We start from the raw sequence: 23,023 nt of genomic DNA, 5'->3' as shown, positions 1-23,023 counted from the left end.
CTAATAATTAAAATTGGAAATGTTAAAACGTTTAAAGATTGGCAGCAAAATTGGGTCTAGTTTCGCTCTAGGTCTGGCAATTTTAAGTGCGCTGGGATTCATCTCCTATCGCACTACTAACGACTTGATAACCACTTCATACTTGGAAAATCATACATACCAAGTTCTGGGATTGCTTCAAGACTTAAATAGCAAACTGCAACAAGCAGAAACTGGACAGCGTGGTTACATAATTACTGGTGAAAAGCGTTATTTAGATCCATATCATGCGGCGATTGAATCCTTAGATCAACCTCTGAAAAAACTCCGCACTTTAACTAATGATAACCCCCAACAACAAGGTCAGCTGGATGTGTTACAGCCGCTAATCGCCGAAAGGCTGACTGTGATGCAAAGAATTATTTACTTGCGCGATACTCAAGGCTTAGAAGCAGCTAGAAAGGCAATTCTCAGCGATGAGGGAAAGCGGTTAATGGATAGAATCCGCAACCTAACTGATGAGATGAAAACAGAGGAGAATGAATTATTAATTCAGCGCTCAAACAAAGCAAAAGTTGCCGCTAGACAAACTATTGCTACTATTACTTATGGTATTCCCATCTCTTTTATATTGATAGCTTTGATTGGGTATTTCTTATCGCGTCATATCTCTAAACCTCTGGAAAAAATTTCTCGCTTAGCAGCTAAGATTGCTGATGGTGATTTAGCGGCTGACTTACCGAATACAGAACGCCAAGATGAGGTAGGTGTACTAACACGCAGTTTCAATCAAATGATTGTTAATTTACAAAAAACTCAGCAAAAAAATGAAGAAGAAAATTGGTTAAAATCCAACTTAGCTGAGTTGAGTAACAGCCTGCAAGGGCGCAGAAATTTAGTAACTGTTACTGAGTTAATTTTATCCAAGTTAGTGCCTTTAGTCGGAGCGCAACATGGTGTTATTTATTTAATGGATACGCTAGAAAATCAGCCTAGACTCAAGTTATTTAGTAGCTATGCTTACAGAGAGCGAAAAAATTTAGCTAATCAATTCCGCCTAGGAGAAGGCTTAGTCGGTCAGTGTGCTTTAGAAAAGCAAAGAATTTTACTAACACAAGTGCCTCATGATTATATTCGTATTAGTTCTGGCTTAGGAGAAGCTCCGCCATTAAATATTGTGGTGTTACCTGTGTTATTTGAAAAGCAGGTAAATGCTGTAATTGAATTAGCATCATTTTCAGCTTTTAATGAATTACATTTAACTTTTTTAGAGCAAGTAAGTGAAGTTATCGGCGTAGCATTAAATGCGATTAATGCCGATATGCTAACTCAGCAACTCCTCGAGCAATCTCAGGCATTAACTGAAGAATTACAAAATCAACAAGGCGAACTGCAAAACAGCAACCAACTATTACAAAAACAGGCACAGGAGTTAGAAGAATCTCAACAACTCTTGCAGCAACAACAGGAGGAATTAAAACAATCTAACGAGGAATTACAAACTTTAAATGAGGAGTTGGAAGAAAGAACAGAATTATTAGCAGTGCAAAAACGAGAAGTTGAGGTTAAAAATCAACAAATTGAACAAGCAAGGCTGGCTTTGGAAGAGCAAGCGAAAGCATTAACTTTATCTTCCAAATACAAGTCAGAATTTTTAGCAAATATGTCTCATGAGTTACGAACACCGCTGAATAGTTTGTTAATTCTAGCCAGATTAATGTCAGAAAATTCTCAGGGTAATTTAACAGATAAACAAATTGAATATAGCCAAACTATTTATGCTGCTGGCAATGATTTATTAGCCTTAATTAATGATATTTTGGATTTAGCTAAAATTGAATCTGGTAAGTTTAATCTCGAAATTATGCAATTTAATTTTGTTGATTTACAAAGTCACTTGCAAGCAAACTTCCGACAACTAGCGCAAAATAAAGGACTAACTTTTAATCTAGAATTAGATCGGCAATTGCCAGATAAATTTAAAAGTGACCCCAAACGGTTACAACAAATTTTGAATAATTTGTTGGCGAATGCTTTTAAATTTACTGAACAAGGAGGAGTAAGTTTAGAAGTTAGGTTAGCAGATAAAGACACAGTTGCTTTTGCTGTTAGCGATACAGGTATTGGGATTGCAAAAGAAAAACAGCAGTTGATTTTTGAAGCATTCCAACAAGCAGATGGTACAACTAGCCGCAAATATGGCGGAACAGGCTTGGGTTTATCTATCAGTCGGGAACTAGCTCATCTGTTAGGTGGGAGAATTGAATTGGTTAGTCAACCAGGACAGGGAAGCACTTTTACTCTTTATTTACCGCTGCAAGGAATTCAAACAAGTGTAACAGGTAAAGCCGGAGAAATTGTGAGGGATAATAACCAGGAAGATAAACAGCAAACTTCTCTAATAAAGCGTGTTTCTCCATCTTTATCAGTCCCTATTTCCCCCAATCCCCAAACCGAAATTGCTGACGATAGAGAAACTATTCATGCCGGTGACAGAGTTTTGCTGGTAATTGAAGATGATGTGAAATTTGCTCGCATTTTGCTAGAAATGTCACAACAACAAGGGTTTAAAGTTTTGGTGGCTTTACATGGTCAACAAGGTTTGGCGCTAGCACAACAGTTTAAACCTGATGCGATTACTTTAGATGTTTGTATGCAAGATATGGATGGTTGGATGGTGTTAGACCGTCTCAAACATAATTTAGAAACTCGCCATATTCCAGTACACATACTATCTATTGATGATCGGCAGCAACGTGGGTTAGATTTGGGAGCGATCGCTTACTTACAAAAACCTGTTTCTAAAGAACAACTAACAGAGGCGTTAACTAATATTAAAGCTTTTATTGAGCGGAAAGTTAAAAATTTACTCGTAATTGAAGATGACCCAGTACAAGCCCGCAGTATTATTGAATTGATTGGTAATGGTGATGTTCAAAGTACCGCAGTTAATACAGCTGTCGCCGCTTTAACGACACTGCGATCGCAGCGGTTTGATTGTATTGTGTTGGATTTAGGGCTACCTGATATGAACGGGTTAGAACTAATTGAGCAAATTAAACAACAATCTGACTTAGTGAAGATTCCCATCATTGTATATACAGGGAAAGAACTCTCCCGTCAAGAAGAAACCCAATTGCGACGACTGGCGGAAACTATAATTATTAAAGATGTGCGATCGCCTGAACGTTTACTCGATGAAACTGCTTTATTTCTACATCGTATCCAGGCTAATTTACCCCAGCAAAAGCGGCAAATTTTAGAGCAGCTTCGCAGTTCCGATCCCATACTTGCACAGAAAAAGATTTTAATTATAGATGACGATGTGCGCAATATTTTCGCCATCACCAGCTTGCTCGAAAGTTACCAAATGCAAGTATTTTTTGCAGAAAATGGTAGAGATGGTATAGAAATATTGCAAGCTAATCCTGATGTCAATGCCGTATTGATGGATGTGATGATGCCGGAAATGGACGGTTATGAAGCAACTCGTGCTATCCGTCAGCAGCAGCAATTCCGTTCTCTACCGATAATTGCTTTAACTGCGAAAGCCATGCAAGGCGATCGCGAAAAATGCATCGAAGCCGGAGCATCAGATTATATTACTAAACCTGTAGATACAGAGCAATTACTTTCTTTATTGCGGGTTTGGTTATATCGCTAAAATGCTGGAATTACCACCGCCACCACATCCATATTTAACCTTAGATAGATAAAACATCTACTTTTGGTAGGTAGCAGATGCACTCTACTTTAAACCATATTAAATAGTAATATAACAATTCTATTTGATATCCAAACAAAAGGGACAAAAGGGACAAGGAGGAAAAATGTTTGTAACTCATTTAGGACTGCCATATAACAATTCTATTTAAGTTGTCGCTAAAAATTTTGATGGGGTGCAATATCACCAACTTCTTGAAGGATGCTGATAGCGAATTGTGGGTTTCTTCTCTCAATAGGGATATACACTCTCGCTTACCCGACCGCCCGCAAACTCGAAGCCCGTCCGCTATCGTTACAAAGCCCACTTTTATTGGCTAAATAATTCAGCCCACAAAGGAGAGCTTTGTTTGCGTAGCCGCACCCTTAGAGGGTGAGGGCGAATATAGCGCAACTGCACATAGAATTGGTATAAAGCTGATTTTCATTACAAGTCGATTGCAAGAATAACCAGGTTTCGTTGAGCAACCTGGTTTTGGCATTTTTAGCGTAATATTATTTTGATAAATATTTTCTTAATAAGCAATTGGTTACTAAATAAAATTACAAATAAAGCGCAAATGCAGGCAGAAAATTTTATTGACAATCAAGTCACTAGGTATTTTACATTTGATTATGGCTAATATGAAATATCTTTATAATTTATTAATTTTGACTAGAATTATCAGATAAATCTTTAAGCTTCTAACTATCAGATGATCTACTTATCTGACTTGAGACAGTCGTGACACTACAATCAAAATTGTATTCTACAAATAAGTATTATTCAATATATTGGGTACAGAGCAATGTATATTTCTCCAGAAAGAGCCAACAATTGTGAAATATTGGTTTTGCAATATTTACAGCAAAGTCACTAATTAATGCTTGCTTGCTCTGGCTATGAATTCACCTAAACCAAAATTAGAGGATATCGAAATTCATTTACTAATTGAAGGAGTGTACCGCTATTGGGGTTACGATTTCCGCAATTATGCCTTATCTTCTCTCAAACGTCGTATTCATCATTTTTTGCGCAAAGAAGGTTTCACCAGCGTTTCTGATTTACAAGCGCGGGTGCTGCACGATCAGCATTGTTTAGAAAGATTTTTGCTGAGTCTCACAGTAAATGTAACTTCAATGTTTCGCGATCCGAGTTTTTATGTTGCTTTGAGAAATCAAGTAATTCCGTTGTTGCGTACCTATCCTTTTATTCGCATTTGGCACGCTGGATGCTCAACGGGAGAGGAAGTTTATTCAATGGCGATTTTATTACAAGAGGAAAATCTTTATCAACGTTGCCGTATTTATGCTACTGATTTTAATGAAAAAGTACTGCAAAAAGCTAAAACTGGCATTTATTCTTTAAAAATCATGCAAGATTACACCCAACTGTATCTTAAAGCAGGTGGAAAACAGTCTTTTTCTGAATACTATACCGCAGCTTATGATAATGCTATTTTTCGTGCATCCTTACGACAAAATATGGTTTTTGCTCAACATAACTTAGCAACAGATAGTTCTTTTAATGAATTTCATATAATTATTTGTCGTAATGTTTTAATTTATTTCAACCAAATTCTCCAAAAGCGCGTACATGAACTTTTTTATCATAGCCTTTGTCCTTTTGGTATCCTAGGTTTAGGAAGGCAAGAATCAATTCGTTTTACTAACCATGACCAACAATACCAGGAGCTTGTCAAAGGTGAAAAGCTCTATCGGAGGTTGAATTAGTGGCAGCTAAAATTGTGGTAATTGGTGCATCTGTCGGGGGGTTATCTGCGATAAAAATTTTGCTGCAAAATATTCCAGAAGATTTGAAATCTCCCATTATAGTTGTGCAACATCGCCATCCAGACTCTCGTGATAAATTGAGAGATATATTGCAGGAATATACATCCTTAAAAATCAGAGAAGTCGAAGATAAAGATGAAATTTCAGCAGGATATGTTTATTTAGCACCTGCTGATTACCACCTGTTAGTTGAACCAGGTTTTTTTGCGCTTTCTACAGATGAGCCTGTTTCCTATGCTCGACCTTCAATTGATGTTTTGTTTGAGTCTGCTGCTGATGTTTATGGTGCGCAAGTGATTGGTGTGATCTTAACAGGAGCGAATGAAGATGGTGTGCAAGGTTTAAAAATGGTGAAGTTGCACTTTGGTATTGCAATTGTTCAAGAACCTACTACCGCTGAATGTCCTGTAATGCCAAAAGCTGCTATTAATGCTGTTGCTGTAGACTGGATTTTACCCCTAGAAGCAATTGCCAAAAAATTAGTTTACCTATGTCAACTGAAGGAACCAAGTATGAAGTATAAAGGATGAAATTACCCCACCGATAAAGGTATGGTGTATGAATTATTCCAGTTGGTAAGTTTTGGGGACTTCCAAATAAAAAAATATCCCCATTGTAGGGAACATCCACAAACTTTCGCTATTAGCGATATCTTATCGGTGCCGTGCCCCTAAGAGTCGGATAATTTATTTCTTGGAGTTCCCTTGTTATATTTGAGCCAGGAAAAAAATATATTTATTATTCAAATATAAAATTTTTCATCTACCCAAAGGTATAAATTTAATAAGATATCCTGGTTTTTTTCATCCATTTAAAGCCTAAATTTAATCCTTTGCTCATATTTTTTTTATCTGCTAGAATTCTGAAGAAACTATTAACTTTCGGAATAAAATTTGGGGATAGGGTAACATATGGCTTCTGAAAATAGCCTAAATACGAAAGTTCCGGAAAATTCTCTGATTTTAGAAGGGTTAAGAGTTTTAGTGGTGGAAGATAATGAGGATACACAACTCTTACTCACCTTTTTACTAGAGGATTCAGGAGCAAATGTAGCAGTAACAGCATCAGCGGATGAAGCACTAGCAGTTCTAGAACAAACGCAACCCGATATATTGCTTTGCGATATTGGCTTACCGGAAATAGATGGTTGTACCCTGATGCGGATCATTAGAAAAATGTCCACAAAGCGACTCAAACAAATTCCAGCGATCGCTCTCACTGCCTATTCTCAAGATACCGTTGAACAAGAAGCTTTGGCATCAGGATTTCAGGCTTACTTTGTCAAGCCAATAGAACCAATGGAATTTGTCAATTCTGTGGCAAATGTTCTCAAAAACAGTTATGGAACTCATCCTGCTTGCAAAGCATCGACTTTTAGCTAATTATTGGCTGGCTGGTGGTTGTTCTGGCAACTTTTCACTTTTCTGGGATTGATTTTCACTGCTAGAATTTTGTTTGACTTCCTGGGTTGGTACTACTACAGCTGGAGGAGCCGAACTTTTAGATTCTACTGGTGCTGGCGCTGCTGGTATAACCACAGGAGTTGACTGTTTCTCCGATTTTGCGGGAGGGGAATTTTTAGGAGTAGTAGGTGAGTTATTTTCTACTGCTGGTGAAGAGGTAGTGCTACGAGAACGAGATGAGCGAATTTCTCGTAATGTTTCCACGAGAGAGGGGGAAGGGGAAACTTTAGGTGCAGGTTGAGATGCAGGTTGTTGATTATTTTGACGTGGCGATGATTGTTCTTCAGAACGCCTACTGCGCCTGGTGGAGGAAGATTCTTCTTGATAAACACGGCGGTTGCGTCTGCGCCTTGAAGAAGTCGAAACTGGTGTAGTTTCCGAAGCAGAAGTGGCTTGCGCTTCTTTAGTTGTGTCGGAAGGTGTAGAATTAACAACGGGTTGTTGCGGACTTGCTTCTATTGTCGGCTGGGTAAACAGCTGCTGTTCTGGTGCCTGTGGAAGAGGTTTTGGGCGCATACTAGTAATACCAAAACCTGCTGTCGCCGCCACCACAGCAACGCTAGTGCCGATAAACACTTTAGAAGATGCTAGTTTCTGAGCCAGCATTCTCGCCTTTTTCATCACTGATGCGGCATCAATGTGTTTTTTGGTAGTTCTCTTCAGAAATTCTTCCTGTTCTGGAAGCGATAAATTAATAGTTGCTACGGTGTGAGTTGGTACAGATTGGGGTACGGTATTTACGGCCTCGCCGGGTAGCAGTTTCAGCCATTCGGTAACCGTTGCGGGACGAAAGCGAGATTCTACCGCCATACCACGCATAACTGCTTGATTGACAGCAGCGCTGAGATGGGGTTGCAGTTCGCGAGGAGTTGGCATTTGTTCGCGATCGCGCAGTAGTGCCGGCAAGGGAACTTGGGCTGTCAACAATGCATATAATGTAGCTGCCAAGCCATATACGTCTGTAGCTGGTGTGCGTGGCGCTTGTGTGAGGTACTGTTCAATTGGGGAATAGCCTTCAGAAACCATACCCGTATGTGTCTGTCTCACACCGCCATTAAATTCTCTGGCGATGCCAAAATCAATCAGCACTACTTCCTGAGTTCCTTGGCGGAGGATAATATTATCTGGCTTGACATCCCGATGCAGTAAACCATTATTATGTACTACCTGCAAAGCTGCTGCAATTTGCCGAATGTAATGGATTGCAGTTGCTTCTGGTAACGGTATCCCTGGTAAAACAAATGCATCACCCAAGGTATCGCCGGGAATATACTCCATCACCATGTAAGGCAGACCTTCTTCCACAAAAAAGTCGCTCACCCGTACAATATTTGGGTGGATACAAGTAGCTAATCGTCTGGCTTCATCTTGGAATTGGCGCTCGAACTTGGCAAAATCAGGATGTTGTCGCAGCCGTTCATTGATAGTTTTAATCACTACTTCCTGACCTAAGTAATGATGCGTAGCCTTGAACGTAATACCAAAGCCACCGCGTCCGATTTCTTGATTTAGGGTATATTTTCCACCCTGTAAAGTTGTACCTGCTAACATAAAGATTTTTGCGTTTTGAGTCTTGAGTCCGAAGTGAGCAGATAAGTACTAAGTCCTGATTTTTAAAGCATTTCCGCAGAAATTGCTTCTCCCTTAAGTGGGAAAACCTCCCTATTATCGCAACAGTTTTGTCTTTTTAATAATACATTGTCATTTGCCTGAGCGACCTTAAAGCTATGGTTAGGCATTGGGCATTGGGGTTGGGGCATGGGGCATGGGGCATTGGGCATTTGTCCTCCTTGTTCCCTCATTCCCAATACGGTTCGGTTAAGGGAGAAAGGGAAAAGGGAAAAGGGCCCATTCAAACCTTTCTCCCTTACCCCTTAACCTTTTCCCTTTCCCAAAAGGGAGATGAAAATTGCTTATCCGAACCGTATTGCCCTCATTCCCTCATCTCTGTATTCCCGGTTATTACCAAATAACTAGCAACTTACTTTATTAGTTGTGCGATCGCCATTAATTCTGGATTTTTTAGTATAAATGTACTATAATGGATGAGTTTTCAAAAGCTTATAGAGCTTATAGATATGCTAGCTAACAACAAAAATTTCCCAGTTAATTCAGGAAATGTACTGTACAGACACGGTGATGTTTTGATTAAAGGTATTGCTAGCATACCTAAGAGTGTCCAAAAGCAACAAGGTGTGATTCTCGCTCATGGTGAAGTTACAGGACACAGCCATCGTATCCAGCCAGCCGATGCTGTTCAGTTATGGGTGCATGGTAATGAGTTGTTTCTGGAGGTAAAACAAACAGGTGCGACTTTGGTTCACGAAGAACATCGCGCAATTGCATTACCTCAAGGTCTTTATCGGGTTTGGAGACAACGTGAATACCGTCCTAATGCTTATGTAGAAGTGGAGGATTAATGCTGAATTTGATGTCAAACGGGCGTGTACCAAAGAAATTGGTGAAGCAGCGCCCAGAGGAAAGCGATCGCCCTGTATCAGCCCAACTTGCCAGAAAACTCATCCTTGAGCATCGCGCAGGGTATGGGATGCGTGTTTTGGGTCATTTGGATTTAAGCGGCGCATCACAGCTTTACCATTTGCCGGAAAATCTCACCTGTGAAACTCTCGATATCAGCGATTGCGTAAACTTAACTCATCTTCCCAAAGGTATTCATGTTACCCATTGGATTGAGTTAGCCGGAAGTGGGATTACTAATTTAGGAACGGGACATGGTTTTGTTTTGCGCTGGCGGGGTGTACAGGTAAGTGACCGCATCGCCTTTGAATCTCAGTCCATAACAGGGCAGGATATCCTCAATACAGAGAATGTAGAGTTACGCCGCGTGCTGATTGAGCGGATGGGATACGAAAAATTTTTACAGCAAGTAGGGGGCTTGATACGCGATCGCGATCGCGACGCAGGCGGGGAACGTCAACTAATCTACATTCCTTTTGAGGATGATGAAGCCCTGATGGTTTTGAAAGTGATTTGTCCATCCACAAAACATACTCATATTCTACGTGTTCCCCCCGATATGCAAACTTGCCATCAAGCAGCAGCCTGGATTGCTGGATTTAACAACCCGGATGACTATAATCCGGCGATCGAAGCCTAACCTTTGTCATTGGGCATTGGGCATTGGGCATTGGGCATGGGGAAGAAAACTCCCCCCCACACTCCCTCATCTCCCTTGTCCCCCTCATCCCCTTTAATTGCTCATGCTAGGTTGCACAAAACGCTTAATGTCACCACAAGCAATATACGATTTGCCATCAGGGGCTACTTTGACTTCATCAACGACATAAAGCATTCCTTCCTCACGAATTGAACGAGGAAAACGCATATTCCAATCAGGTTCATATCCATCAGCCACCACCCTAGCGCGGAGCTTGCTACCATCCTTGACACACTGAACGAGAATGCCATTATTTATAGTGTCAGTTGTAGGAAGGTTGGCAGCGCTAGCTGGGGCTTTGAAAGCTTTAGTAGTGCTAATTGCCTGAGAGTGTATCTTAGCAACAAAGTTATCTGCTTCACCGGATTTAGCAAAACGGTTAATTTTGCCAGTGACACGATAGAAACTACCATCAGTTGAAAGTTCAATTCCTTCAACAATATAACGCGCTCCCTCAGCACGAATGGCGCGGGGAAACTGAACGTTTTTAGTTGCATCGTAGCCACTAGACATGATTTTGATTCGCAGCTTACCCCCTTCACGAACACAGTACAATTCAACACCTGAACCGACTTCATTCACAACCGGCATGGCGTATACTTCTTCACCCGCAGTCACACCACGACCCGCCAGATCGCTGCGATTGCGCGTCATTGTCTGATAAGTTTGATCCAAAAGTTCTTTACGTCCAGCATTACCCAAGGCTTTTTGGGCAATCCGACTGGCAAAATATTCCAGCTGATCTATCTCTTCAGCAATTTCAAAATTTTCATTTAAGCCTTTATTTCGCAATTCTTGCACAAGCGATCGCAAAGTTTGTTCAGCTTCTTGGTGTTTACCATGCTCTGCTAAATCGAGAGCAGTTTCTTTGGCTTTAGCAATAGTCAGACGGCTCAAGTCGAGAATAATATGGCTGGAAGCAGCAAGCGCTGATTCCTCAACTGTACCGACTTTGGCAACAACATTGATTGTGCCTGATACGCTTTGAATGAGATTATTTTGTACTACATCAGCACTGTAATGCAGCTTCATCACAGGTAATTCACCTATTTGAGCAGCAGAAATCTCCAAACTTAAGCCTAAAAGTTTGTCTTCACCCTCGTAAAGCTCCCCTAAAGTAAACACAGGTTGACCATTACTATTCTGGTTAACTTTAGCCAGACTTAAGGTATCCACAAGATTGACACCATCAGCCAACTCAAGTGTGACTGTGAGGTTTTGACCTACTACTGCTCTGAGACTATCTAGCTCAATGCTGAACACTTCAGTTGCTTCATCAATGCTTTGAATAAAGTAGAAGTTACCGTTAGCAGCCCTCGCCATCCCAATCAACAGATCTTCATTGAAACCCTGAGCAAAACCTAATGTAGTTGTGCTAACACCTTCCTCCGCTTTTTGTCCTGCTGTTGCCGTCAGTATTTTAGGATCTTGAATACCCATATTGGCGTGACCATCGGTCAGCAGCAGCACACGATTGATTTTTTGCGGATCGAGTTGCTTTTTCACATATTCGCAACCTTTAAGCCATCCCCCAGATAAATTGGTAATACCTCCTGCGTAAACATTGCGGATAGCATTTTTTAACGCAGACCTATCCGTGACAGATTGAGGAGGAACAACTGTATCTACTGCATCATCGTAAACAACCACTGAAAGAATATCTTTTGGCTCAAGTTGATCCACTACAGATTCAGCAGCTTTTAGTGCATGATACAAAGGATTACCTGCCATAGAACCTGAGCGGTCAATGACAAGAGAAAGGTTCAGGTCACGTCGAGGAGATTCAGGTATGTCAGCAGCAAACCGGAGCAACACATTAGTCTTTAATGAACTTCCAGCAGGTAGAATAGCTTGGTCAAATTCGTAATTTGTTTTCAGCATTTTGTCACCTCTGTGAATTATTTTTAACCAGAAATAGTAAGTATTGCTTTTAGTGTACCCAGTTTCTCAGACAGCTTAGGCGCAGTCCGTCGCAGACATTGCCTAGCAATCGATCAGTTGTCTACAAAGTCGAGTTGTGCAAAGTGTATGAGGTGTGCCCTTAGCTACTATCTAAATTAGTTCTCCACGAATCAATTCAATGCGATCGCTCTCCTGGAAAAATTTCAGTTTTTCTGTTCCATTTCCACGCCAATGAATTTAATTTTGTGCAACTACTTATGAAAGCCTTGATTTAGCTGAAAATTTTCAGTGTAAAACTGGAAACTCCATGTGCAAAACCCGACAATTTGACATCAGATCTGAAAAATTCAGCTTCGGAACTCGGAACTTCAGCTTCGGAACTCGGAACTTTAGCTTCGGAACTCGGAACTTCAGCTTCGGAACTCGGAACACCGAGTTTTGAACTTGGAACTTCAGCTTCAAAACTCAAAACTTCAAGATTTCAACCCCATTGTTGACTGTTTCTCTCAAACGGATAATGAAATTTTTGGCATTAGGGAACTCCAAAAAATAAATTATGCCAAATTGTAGGGGCGGGGTTACCCATTGGTGTCAACTTAAGTCAAAACGCTTATTCCACAGGCATTTTACCCCACCCCTCAATCCCCTCCCCGCTTGCGGGGAGGGGAGGTTTTGCGCCAGCAAAACTGGGGTGGGGTAACGCGGATCTTGATGGTAGGTGATTTAATTCAAAATTAAGTCTTGATAAGGGTTTCACGTTAAGTTGACACAGGTGGGGGTTACCCCGCCCCTACGAGTTGCGGGTTTGGTAGGTTAATGATTGGAATATTTTTTTATTTGGAAGTCCCTTAACGGTTATTGGTTGCTGAATTTTGCATATGCTCCAACCGACCAGAGGTATATGTTAATCAACGTCCACCTCCTGGATGGAAACTCCTAACGGTAAATACCAGCCATGCGCGATCGCAAACTTAGTTTAACCGCATTAATCACCGTCATCTTGACTATTTCACAACCCATCGCCAATTTGCCTCCATTATTCCAGGTGTCGCAGGTATTGGCGCAAACACCAGCAGACCGCAAAGTTGAAGCAGATCGACTATTTCAGCACGGAATTTTATCAAAATCTGCAAAAAAGTCCTGACAAAGCGCAAGCGCTGCGACAGGCGATGCTGAAGACGATGAAAAATAATCCGAATCCCATTGATTGGGCGGCTTTTACTCTCATTGGAGAAGCAGATTAGGTTTTCAAGTAGGGAGGGGTGCAGAGGCATTGATGTCAACTTAAGCTCAAACACTTATCCCACAGACGTTTACCCCACCCCTCAATCCCCTCCCCTGGGCAAGGGGAGGGGAGGTTTTGCGTCAGCAAAGCCGGGGTGGGGTAACGTGGATCGTGATGGTACTTGAGAGATCTCTCAATAGCTTGGGTTTCACGTTAAGTTGACACGTATGGTGCAGAGGAGACAAGGGAGACAAGGAAGACAAATGACCATTGACTATTGACCATTGACCAATGCCCAATTTCTAAAACCGCTGACCAATACCAAATTGCACTCGGCTTTCTCCTTGGTCGTTAATACCATAGTCAGCCCGCAGTACGCCTAGGGGTGAGTCGAGGCGGACTCCAGCACCATAACCAAAGCCGTTACCTGGTTTACCCCGTGCGCCTGCTGGATCTCCTAAGACAGTATTACCAGAACCTAAGTCTGAGGCGAAGTCAGCAAACAAGACACCGCCGACGGCTGAGACGATGGGAAAGCGGTATTCTGCTGAAGCTAATACATAACTGCGTCCATTGCCAACTGCCCCAGTATTATAACCACGTACTGAATTAGCACCTCCTAAGTTAAAGGCTTCATAAGGTGGTAAAGTTCCCAAAACTGTACCAGCTTGCAAATTTACGGCAAATACTTGTGGTTGTTTGCTGCTAAATATCTGTACTGGCACATACTGGCTAAAATTAGCTTGTACGCGATTCATGGATATATTCCCGTCGCCAATGGGAATGGATTGTTCTGTACTTAATTTAAGGAGAGAACCTTGGGTGGGATTGAGGGGGTTATTTCGTCGGTCTTGGCTGGCGCTAAAAGATACTGTGGTTAGGTCATCGATACCAGTACCGCTAGCGGTGAGAGGATTTCCCTGGGCATCTTTTGGGGTAACATTACCTTCGCGATCGCGGATACTAATGCGGTTGTAGTTAAATCCTAAGGATGTATCCCAATCGTCTATTGGTCTTTGAAAGCTAATACCACCGCCAATCCGACCTTCTCTGGCTCGGTCGCCGTTTGCTAATGGGATTTCATCATCAAATGTTTGGGACAGTTCCCGCCGCCGAAAGGCATTAATGGTATATCCTAGGCGATCGGGGTTATTTTCCCGATAGGGACTGGTATATTTAGTATCAAATTGGAAGTCACGCAACCCAACACCTACATTCAAACCCAAAGTATTGTTAACGCCGCCGACATTCTGGTCTTGATAGTTTAATGTGCCCATAATACCTTGGTCGGCGTTGTAACTACCACCCAAGTTCACAGCACGGGCGCCTGCTTCTTTGAGTTCGTAGACTAAATTTACCTTTGATGCATCTCCTTCTAAAGCCACATTCACAGTTTCAAATAAACCTGTGCGATATAGCTGTTGGACATCTTGGCGAACAGTATTTTCTCGGAATATTTCACCTGATTTGAGTGTTAATTGTTGCCGAATAAAATCGGGTTTGGTACGTCCCGCTACTGGGTTACCTTTGCTATCAACTGTTTTACCGTCCTCGTTGATAAAGCGAAACTTGATATCCCCTACCAAGCCTTCTGCAACATTAATGTTGAGAATTCCCTCACGGGTGGGTTTAATTGACATCACCCTGGCGAGATTGTAACCATTATCGGCATACCATTTATTAATTTTTTCCACTGCTTGCTGGAGTGTCGCCGGACTAATGACAGCACCAATTTGGGATTGGAATTGACTCTGCGCCACTTGATAGGTAAGTACTTTTGCCCCTGAAAGTTGGAGCGATCGCACTACTACTGGTTGCACCTGATACACTACATTTAACCCAGCGGGCGTAATCCGGCTATTTACATTAGCAGTTGTAAATAAACCTGTATCCAAAATTGCCGCCACATCTTTTTGTAGCTGACTTTGGCTGGTATCTCCCCCTTTTTGGGTTTTAATTACCTTGCGAATGATCTGCTGTAATTCCTGACTTGCTCCCAATATTTGCACATCTGTAGCTATGACAACTAAATTACTGTCACTGGTAGCAGTAGGCGTTGCCGTTTGCGCTTGAATTTTCGGAACTGTGACTTTAGAATTCCTCTGTATCTCCTTTACCTGAGAAACAGCAGCAGAGTTAGAGGAAACAGGTAACACAACTTGTAAATTCTTCTTCTCTACCTTGTCCCCCTTATCCCTGGTAGCAGTAGGCGTTGCCGTTTGCGCTTGAATTTTCGGGACTGTAACTTTAGAATTCCCCTGTATCTCCTTTACCTGAGAAACAGCAGCCGAGTTAGAGGAAACAGGTAACACAACTTGTAAATTCTTCTTCTCTCCCTTATCCCCTGTCTTTGACGTTACTGAAGAATTATGATTAACATCGCTTTGCAAAACCACAGGATTTTGCGAAAATTGTTGAGAAATTACGGTTTCCGGTGCTGAAACTGCTTCTGTGCGTGCTGGCGATTCCTCAATTACCGGGACTACCAATTTACTTGCTTTTTCAGTTGAAATGGCATTTGTGGTAGGTGTAGCCATTGCTTGCTGAGTGGCATTATTAGCCGCCAATGTCGCTAAAGTAAAAATTGCAGCAGAAGAAACTCGCATAATATTTAGCCTATATAGCCTTAATTTACTGGTAATTATTTGTAGCGAGGTTCGTCAACGGGGATAATACTAACTTCCAGCTGCTTAAGTCTTTTTTATCCCCATTCCTACCTCTTTATCTACATAGACATTTAAATATGTGTTTTTGTTTCTTACGGCCATCCTTTTTAAGTTTTGAAAAAAATAGACTCCTGGGAAGTATCCGAATCAGAAAAAAATTAACCAGAGATGAATCCGGATAAACACTGGTATTTATCTGTGTGCATTTGTATTTATTTGTGGTTTGATATCTCAAACATCGATTAATCCATTTTCCTCCTTTGTTTCCCTGTTCTCATTTCAAAAATCAAACTTGATGGTTATATATGAGCGATCTATCCCCGTCATCCGTAGTTTCCCAGCCCCAATCTCCCAGTTCTCGTTTGCAATTACTCGTTTTAAGCAATGGTCATGGTGAGGATATAATTGCAGTCAGGATTTTACAAGCATTGTTGCAACAATCAAACCCACCAGATATTTTTGCTTTACCTCTGGTGGGTGAAGGACGCGCTTACCAAAATTTAGATATTCCTGTGATTGGTTCAGTGCGTAGTATGCCTTCTGGCGGTTTTATTTATATGGATAATCACCAATTAGTAAGAGATGTCCGTGGTGGTTTATTGCAACTTACTTTGAGCCAAATTAAAGCCGTACGCCGTTGGGTTAGTCATCAAAAAAAATTAGGAAATCACAGGGCTATTTTAGCTGTGGGTGATATAGTACCGCTATTATTTGCAACTTTTAGTGGTGCTAACTATGCTTTTGTAGGAACAGCAAAATCAGAATATTATGTGCGCGATGAAGGTGGGTTATTACCACGTAAAAATAAAGGTGCAAAGTGGGAAAACTTTTCCGGTTCGATTTATCATCCCTGGGAACGGTGGTTAATGAGTCGTCACCGTTGTCGAGCAGTATTTCCTAGAGATTCATTGACAACAGAAATATTAAAAAAGTTCCAAGTTCCAGCTTTTGATTTAGGTAATCCGATGATGGATGCTTTAGAACCCTCGTTTCCTACTCAACGGTTTTATACTGCGGATGTGCAACAGCAAGAAATCAGTCGTCCTCTGGTTGTAACTCTGCTTCCTGGTTCCCGTGCGCCAGAAGCTTACAATAACTGGGAAATGATTATGGTGGCTGTATCTGCATTAATCGCCAGTTTCCGCGATCGCGATTCAGTTTTTCACTCTGGTAAAGTGGTGTTTTTGGGAGCGATCGCACCTGGTTTGGACTGTCACACTTTATCCCAAACTCTCACAAACCAAGGCTGGCGTCCCCACTCCCAATCTCCTGTTCAACTGGGCGATCCTAATTGCTTGACATTTCAGCAAAAAAATGCTTATCTAATAATTACTCAACATGCCTATAACGACTGCTTGCATTTGGCAGATTTTGCGATCGCAATGGCCGGGACAGCAACAGAACAATTTGTTGGTTTAGGAAAACCTGCGATCGCCATTCCTGGTTCTGGGCCTCAGTATAATCCTGCCTTTGCTGAAGCGCAAAGTCGCCTTTTAGGGCCATCCTTGATTTTAGTAGACCAGCCAGGACAAATTGCCAAAGTAGTGCAGTCTTTATTCAAAAATCCTGACACCTTGCAGTTAATCGCAGACAACGGAGTGCTGCGAATGGGTCAACCAGGAGCAGCGCAACGGATTGCGCAGTGTTTGCAGTCAAGATTGTAAGTTTGTCAGTTGTCAGTTGTCAGTTGTCAGTTGTCATTCTCCGCGTCCCCCTTCCCTTGTCCTCCTTGTCCTCCTTGTCCCCCTTGTCTCCTCATCTTCCCAGTCGCCAATTCCTCATACCCCTTATCCCACCAATCCCGAACGCAAGGCACGAACCGCTGCTTGGGTACGGTCATCAGCACAGAGTTTATTGAGAATATTGCGAACGTGGGTTTTGACTGTACCGACTGTAATATATAGTTTTTCGGCAATTTGCCCATTACTACAACCAGCAACAATCAATTCCAGAATTTCTAGTTCGCGTTGGGTTAGGGGGTAGGTTTCCAAAACTTGCTCGTACTCTGATGCCAAAGCCTCTATTTTCACGGTCTTTGGTTTATCATTGCTTGAGGAATCACCAGGCAAACCTTGACGCATTTTCCGCAAGACGACGTTAGCGATCGCGGGGTCGATCCAAGAATTACCAGTATAAGTTGCTTGTATCGCCTCAGTTAATTTACTGATACTGGTCTCTTTCATATAATAAGAATCTGCTCCCGCCGCAAAAGCTGCAAGTACCGCATCCTCTGTATGATCCATTGTCAGGATGAGAATCTTAGTTGCTTGTCCGGTTTCGGCTTGCTGACGTTTAAATTTGCGGGTGAGTTCAATGCCATCCATATCCGGTAAGCCAATATCAACAACAGCTACATCTGGCTTCGCGGTTTCTAAAAGTTTTAATCCTTGGGTGGCATTTGCTGCTTCACCGATCACTTTCACTCCTGTCTGAGATTGGAGTGCTGCTCTTAACCCCATGCGGGTGAGATCGTGATCTTCTATTAAAATAATGCTAATTTCACTCATTGCAACGCTCACGTTTTTGAACTCCAGTTTGGGAAATACTAACTTATGTAAGGTGTTTCTTTGCTTTTACCAAACCAAAGATAGATGATATTTATACTACACTGCATCCACCGATAGAAATAATAAATTTGCGATTTTTAGTTTTAGATAGATGTAAAAATCTAGCCTGAGATGTATAGATATTTTAAGATAACAATTGAAATATAGAGTAAAAATTCTGCTTTTGCCTATTTTACGTCTTTAGTTAATGAGTGAGAACTCATGAGGATTTAATCACTTAAAACACAATTATTTTGCAGATTGACTCCTATTGAACTATGAAAGTTGTCCAGCAGCGCCAGCGTGGTAAGACAGTCCAAAAAAAGAGGTTCTTGTTGAGGAGGTACTGCTGTATATGGTATCCCAGCTTGTAGGAATTGGCGTAAGACTGGCATTTAAAAGTCAATAGTTATTTTAGATTCTGGACTTTTGACAGCCTTAACGATAAAATGTCCAAATAAATTGCATCAGATTTTACGATATTTAAGTTATCAAAACTTTAAAATAAATGGAAAATTTTCGACAACCATTAGTAGCCATAGGAGAAAGTGAACGACCCTTAAGAGCTATATTGAACCAAAGTTTTTGCGTTCTGCCAAACTCTAACAGCCCGCGATCGCCAAGCAAGTTGTGGAAACCGCAGGAGGTAAGATTACTTAACAATCTATTTTGAGGTCAAGCTCCCACCTTACAGGCATCGCACCCACAATGGGGATATAAAAATCTTTTTTTCCATGCCCCATGCCCCATGCTCCATGCCCTCTTGCCCTATGCCCAACCAAGCTTATGAGTAAAAATGCTCAGGCTTATGGTACATAATGGTTAGTGTGTAACTCACACCAATGACTGAGGACAGGATATCATCTGCTTATTTAGAATTGATTTGAAAGCTTGATGCAAGTATTTAATTTTACTCTGTGTTAGCTGTGTATACTTTTGAGGGTCAATAACTGCCAGGTTGTTAGCCCTTCATTTAGTAGACATCAGATTTGTTGGTTAGAGATTGGGAATCAACACCTACAGCGATGAATAATCAATATAAGCATTAGTAAGCATTACCCAATCTCAATTTTAAAATACTTTATCTTAAGAATGTGAAAACGCTAATGCTCAACATCAACCTGTATCTGACAGCGAAACTAAAAGCCGATGGAACAGACGCTGAAAATTTTAGTTGTAGACGATGATGAAGTAGACCGCATGACAGTGCGTCTTGCTCTGACGACAGCAGGTTTACCTATAGAATTGTCAGAAGTAAGCGTCTGTAATGATGCGATCGCTCACTTAAAAAATACAACCTATGACTGTGTTTTTCTGGACTATCGTCTACCAGATGCAGATGGTCTTACCCTGATCCAGAACTTACGTTCTTTGGAAATTAAAGTTCCGATAGTAGTGCTGACTGGATCGGGAGATGAACAAATCGCGGTCGAGTTGATGAAAGCAGGTGCTACAGATTATATATCTAAAGCTAAAGTATCTTCAGAAACGCTCCACCAAGTTTTGCGAAATGCAATTCGCGTTCATCGTGCTGAAATGCTCTTAGCTTTGGCTCATCACCAACTCAAAGAAAGTAATGACCAACTAACTCGTAAAAACCAAGAACTGGAAAAGCAAAGACAACAGATTCATCTGCAAAATTTAAGATTATTGGAAGCATCACGGCTAAAATCGCAGTTTTTGGCAACTATATCCCATGAATTGCGCACGCCAATGAATGCCATAATTGGCTTTTCTCAGATATTGCTCCGTCCTAAATTTGGTCAACTTACCCATCAGCAAAAGGATATGGTAGAACGTATCCTCAACAATGGTAAACATCTGTTGATGCTATTAAATGAAGTGCTAGATTTTTCTAAATTGGAAACAGGACGGTTCGAGTTAAAACCAGAATTATTTGATTTACCTAAGATAATAGAAGATACGGTAGCGGAACTCCGTTCTTTAGCCGAAGGCAAAAGGTTGTCTTTATTAGTTGACATAAAATTAACAAATCCTCGGATTTTTAATGACTCAACCCGTGTACAACAAATTTTAGTAAACTTACTTTCCAACGCCATTAAATTTACAGAGTCGGGTACTATTTGGGTTGAAGTCAGGGAAATTCCCCAAAATAAAGTTGCAATTACCGTGCGGGATACAGGTATTGGCATAGCTGCGCGGGATTTCAAAATAATTTTTGAAGCTTTTCGCCAAGTAGATCAAACTATTACTCGGAAATATCCTGGCACAGGTTTGGGTTTGGCGATCGTAGATTCATTAGTCAGAATGATGGGTGGTAAAATCATTCTTAAGAGTCTGTTGGGAGTAGGTTCATTGTTTAGAATTGAATTGCCACGTCAGGTAAAATCATTAAATACAGCATTTGATGATGCCGCATTAAATTTGGATAGTGATTATATTTTTTGTGCTACTGAAAATCCCCATCACGCTCATCTTCAACCTAGCCAGCAGCAACATTCATCTCATTCTCATGGCAACCAGCAGCAACATTCATCTCATCCAAAAACCAGCAAAGTATCAATAAGTTAGGCTACATTTAAAGTATAAGATTAATTCTAGAAAATTTAAGTTATCAATCATGTCTGTTAGTGAAACTTCTAAAATTGAGCGGATTCTTGCAGTTGACGATACTATAGATAATCTAATTTTGGTGCAAACAATTTTAGAAAGTGAAGGGTATGAAATTGACTTAGTATCCGATGGGATAACAGCTATAGAAAAAGTGGCACAATCTCCACCAGATTTAATTTTGTTAGATGTGATGATGCCAGGGATTGATGGTTATGAAGTCACACGTCGGATTCGCGATCTTTTAGGGAACAAAAACTATATTCCCATTCTTTTAATTACAGCCTTTCACGAATCTAGCGTGGTTGAAGGTTTAGATGTCGGTGCTGACGACTTTATTCGCAAACCATTTGATACAGATGAACTACTAGCAAGAGTGCGATCGCTATTGCGTTTGAAGCGCAGTCTTGACGAACAAAAAAAGATGGCGCGTCAACGAGAAGATTTTGTTTCTCGTCTGACTCATGATTTGCGCACTCCCCTAGTAGCCGCCGATCGGATGCTGAATTTGTTTATAGAAGACACCTTTTGTAAAATTTCGCCGGAAATGAAACAAATGATCGGCGTGATGATTCGCAGTAACGAGAATTTGATGCAAATGGTGAATACCCTCTTAGAAGTTTCTCGCTTTGAGGCGGGTAAAAAGACTTTAAACTGGGAACCCTGCAATCTCAAAGAAACAGCTCAAGAAGTGATCGGTGAACTCACTCCTTTAGCTATGGATAAAAATATAACTCTCAAACTCGATACCCATGAATTAGACCTTTTGGGAGAAACCGCTGGTGTAGTTATGGGTGATAGCCTAGAATTACGAAGAGTCTTGAGTAATTTAGTGGGCAACGCTATTAAATTTACAGATACAGGAAGTGTCGAAATTCGGCTTGCGGAACAACCAGACGCATCTGAAAATTCCAGTTATCTTACCATTGAGGTGAAAGATACAGGGTATGGCATTGCTCCTGAAGACCAAGAAAGCATTTTTGAGCGATTTCGTCAAGGTAGAAATAAACGCTCAGGTAGCGGCTTGGGACTGCATTTATCCCAGAGAATTGTCGAAGCACATAGCGGTACTATTGGGGTGAGTTCTGTATTAGGTGAAGGCAGTATATTCACAGTCCGCTTGCCAAAAAACCTAGATTGACGCTCTCCTCACTAATTGCTCATTTTCCCGCCAAAATCACTCTTTACATAATTCAAAAGCCGCTGACTCAGAGTCATACTCCAGCCGTCCACAAAGTAGACGGCGGATAACTGTTTCTAATTCATCAATCATATAAGGTTTGCTTAAATAGGCATCAAACCCCGCCTCTAAAATCCGTTCTTGATCCTCTTTCCTAGCTAAAGCTGTGACTGCAACAACAGGAATATGGCAAGTTAATGGTTCTTGCTTCAAATAACGCACCATTTCAATACCGTTGATACTCGGCAACAAAATATCCAACATAATTAAGTTTGGTTGGTACTCTTTTGCCACTACTATTGTATTGATACTGTCTGATTGACAAATGAATCTACAACCAAGTGAATCAAGAGCATAACCCATCAACAACAAATTATCATCATTATCTTCTACCGCTAAAATTAAAGGCTGTTGAGACTTGTGCTTCTTTTCACCACTCATGAATGAATGTGTTAGATACATTTCCACTCCAGAGGATACAAATGAGATTCATTGTCATTAAAAATTCAAAAACAATATACATTGAGGATTTCAAAACGTCAAACTGTTTTTCTAGTGAGAAATTTTCTTAATATAGTAATAGTTTAAAATCCCAAACTTAGGCTTCAAAATATAACACGTACCTCTTAATTATATATGCAAAATTAAATAATCTTTTTGGTTTTGTCTCATCAGATATTTAAATATTTAAAAATGTATAGAGATTTTAATTATTTATCACCTAGATTTTACATACCTTATTAGAAGGTAAATTCAGACTAATTTAAAATCAACTAACTCGTAAGTATTTCTAACCTTTGACAACAAAAATGAGCCA

Annotated in this window: 17 protein-coding genes; 11 read left to right on the top strand and 6 right to left on the bottom strand. The window is 40.9% G+C overall.

Annotation, left to right across the window (positions count from 1 at the left end; genetic code table 11):
* Window positions 1-19: 19 nt before the first annotated feature.
* The 4 genes from AACU32_RS22425 to AACU32_RS22410 all read left to right on the top strand — a co-directional run bounded on the left by AACU32_RS22425 (window position 20) and on the right by AACU32_RS22410 (window position 6,857).
* A complete protein-coding gene (locus AACU32_RS22425; protein ID WP_096603356.1) occupies window positions 20-3,643 on the top strand; it encodes a response regulator in 3,624 nt (1,207 codons plus the stop codon).
* Between the two features lie 941 nt (window positions 3,644-4,584).
* The gene (locus AACU32_RS22420) at window positions 4,585-5,415 is read left to right on the top strand and encodes a CheR family methyltransferase (protein WP_096603354.1); all 831 of its coding nucleotides are present in this window, start codon (window positions 4,585-4,587) and stop codon (window positions 5,413-5,415) included.
* Entirely contained in the window at window positions 5,415-6,005 is a 591-nt protein-coding gene (locus AACU32_RS22415) for a chemotaxis protein CheB (RefSeq protein WP_096603353.1), read from the top strand. The genes AACU32_RS22420 and AACU32_RS22415 overlap by 1 nt, the downstream gene beginning before the upstream one ends.
* Window positions 6,006-6,386: 381 nt before the next feature.
* Window positions 6,387-6,857, top strand: coding sequence for a response regulator (locus AACU32_RS22410; protein WP_096603351.1), 471 nt, complete (start codon window positions 6,387-6,389; stop codon window positions 6,855-6,857).
* On the opposite strand, the gene AACU32_RS22405 is transcribed toward AACU32_RS22410, so the two are convergent.
* Window positions 6,858-8,489, bottom strand: coding sequence for a serine/threonine-protein kinase (locus AACU32_RS22405; protein WP_096603349.1), 1,632 nt, complete (start codon window positions 8,487-8,489; stop codon window positions 6,858-6,860).
* A 527-nt stretch (window positions 8,490-9,016) separates the two neighbouring features.
* Here AACU32_RS22405 and AACU32_RS22400 point away from each other — a divergent pair.
* Together AACU32_RS22400 and AACU32_RS22395 are read left to right on the top strand one after the other, a co-directional pair.
* Window positions 9,017-9,358 carry a hypothetical protein gene (locus AACU32_RS22400; protein ID WP_096603348.1) on the top strand — a complete coding sequence of 114 codons (342 nt, stop codon included), beginning with the start codon at window positions 9,017-9,019 and terminating at the stop codon, window positions 9,356-9,358.
* Window positions 9,358-10,056 carry a DUF6745 domain-containing protein gene (locus AACU32_RS22395; RefSeq protein WP_096603346.1) on the top strand — a complete coding sequence of 233 codons (699 nt, stop codon included), beginning with the start codon at window positions 9,358-9,360 and terminating at the stop codon, window positions 10,054-10,056. Before AACU32_RS22400 ends, AACU32_RS22395 begins: the two co-directional genes overlap by 1 nt.
* A gap of 93 nt (window positions 10,057-10,149) precedes the next feature.
* Here the strand turns inward: AACU32_RS22395 and AACU32_RS22390 are convergent, their stop codons facing one another.
* Together AACU32_RS22390 and AACU32_RS22385 are read right to left on the bottom strand one after the other, a co-directional pair.
* Window positions 10,150-11,997 (bottom strand): vWA domain-containing protein, encoded by a 1,848-nt coding sequence (locus AACU32_RS22390; protein ID WP_096603345.1) that lies wholly within the window; start codon window positions 11,995-11,997, stop codon window positions 10,150-10,152.
* 957 nt (window positions 11,998-12,954) lie between these two features.
* The gene (locus tag AACU32_RS22385) at window positions 12,955-13,101 is read right to left on the bottom strand and encodes a hypothetical protein (protein ID WP_339378176.1); all 147 of its coding nucleotides are present in this window, start codon (window positions 13,099-13,101) and stop codon (window positions 12,955-12,957) included.
* 2 nt (window positions 13,102-13,103) lie between these two features.
* Here AACU32_RS22385 and AACU32_RS22380 point away from each other — a divergent pair, with 2 nt between their 5' ends.
* On the top strand, window positions 13,104-13,262 hold the full coding sequence (locus tag AACU32_RS22380) for a CHAT domain-containing protein (RefSeq protein WP_339378175.1): 159 nt from the start codon (window positions 13,104-13,106) through the stop codon (window positions 13,260-13,262).
* 283 nt (window positions 13,263-13,545) lie between these two features.
* Here the strand turns inward: AACU32_RS22380 and AACU32_RS22375 are convergent, their stop codons facing one another.
* On the bottom strand, window positions 13,546-15,849 hold the full coding sequence (locus AACU32_RS22375; protein WP_096603340.1) for a BamA/OMP85 family outer membrane protein: 2,304 nt from the start codon (window positions 15,847-15,849) through the stop codon (window positions 13,546-13,548).
* A gap of 365 nt (window positions 15,850-16,214) precedes the next feature.
* On the opposite strand from AACU32_RS22375, the gene AACU32_RS22370 reads away from it, so the two are divergent.
* A complete protein-coding gene (locus tag AACU32_RS22370) occupies window positions 16,215-17,573 on the top strand; it encodes a lipid-A-disaccharide synthase-related protein (protein ID WP_096603339.1) in 1,359 nt (452 codons plus the stop codon).
* 123 nt (window positions 17,574-17,696) lie between these two features.
* Here AACU32_RS22370 and AACU32_RS22365 read toward each other — a convergent pair whose 3' ends face one another.
* Window positions 17,697-18,416, bottom strand: coding sequence for a response regulator transcription factor (locus AACU32_RS22365; RefSeq protein ID WP_096603337.1), 720 nt, complete (start codon window positions 18,414-18,416; stop codon window positions 17,697-17,699).
* 547 nt (window positions 18,417-18,963) lie between these two features.
* On the opposite strand from AACU32_RS22365, the gene AACU32_RS22360 reads away from it, so the two are divergent.
* The 3 genes from AACU32_RS22360 to AACU32_RS22350 all read left to right on the top strand — a co-directional run bounded on the left by AACU32_RS22360 (window position 18,964) and on the right by AACU32_RS22350 (window position 22,167).
* Window positions 18,964-19,128, top strand: coding sequence for a hypothetical protein (locus AACU32_RS22360; RefSeq protein ID WP_339378174.1), 165 nt, complete (start codon window positions 18,964-18,966; stop codon window positions 19,126-19,128).
* A gap of 476 nt (window positions 19,129-19,604) precedes the next feature.
* The gene (locus AACU32_RS22355) at window positions 19,605-20,987 is read left to right on the top strand and encodes an ATP-binding response regulator (protein WP_096603336.1); all 1,383 of its coding nucleotides are present in this window, start codon (window positions 19,605-19,607) and stop codon (window positions 20,985-20,987) included.
* A gap of 49 nt (window positions 20,988-21,036) precedes the next feature.
* Window positions 21,037-22,167 carry a sensor histidine kinase gene (locus tag AACU32_RS22350; protein WP_096603334.1) on the top strand — a complete coding sequence of 377 codons (1,131 nt, stop codon included), beginning with the start codon at window positions 21,037-21,039 and terminating at the stop codon, window positions 22,165-22,167.
* A gap of 36 nt (window positions 22,168-22,203) precedes the next feature.
* Here the strand turns inward: AACU32_RS22350 and AACU32_RS22345 are convergent, their stop codons facing one another.
* Window positions 22,204-22,668, bottom strand: a complete 465-nt coding sequence (locus tag AACU32_RS22345; RefSeq protein ID WP_096603333.1) for a response regulator — start codon at window positions 22,666-22,668, stop codon at window positions 22,204-22,206.
* Window positions 22,669-23,023 lie beyond the last annotated feature (355 nt).

This window comes from Calothrix sp. NIES-2100 (assembly GCF_963875285.1).
In the GTDB taxonomy this organism is placed as follows: Bacteria; Cyanobacteriota; Cyanobacteriia; order Cyanobacteriales; family Nostocaceae; genus Aulosira.
The sequence above is the reverse complement of the archived record's forward strand: the minus strand, read 5'-3'. Positions and strand labels throughout refer to the sequence as shown.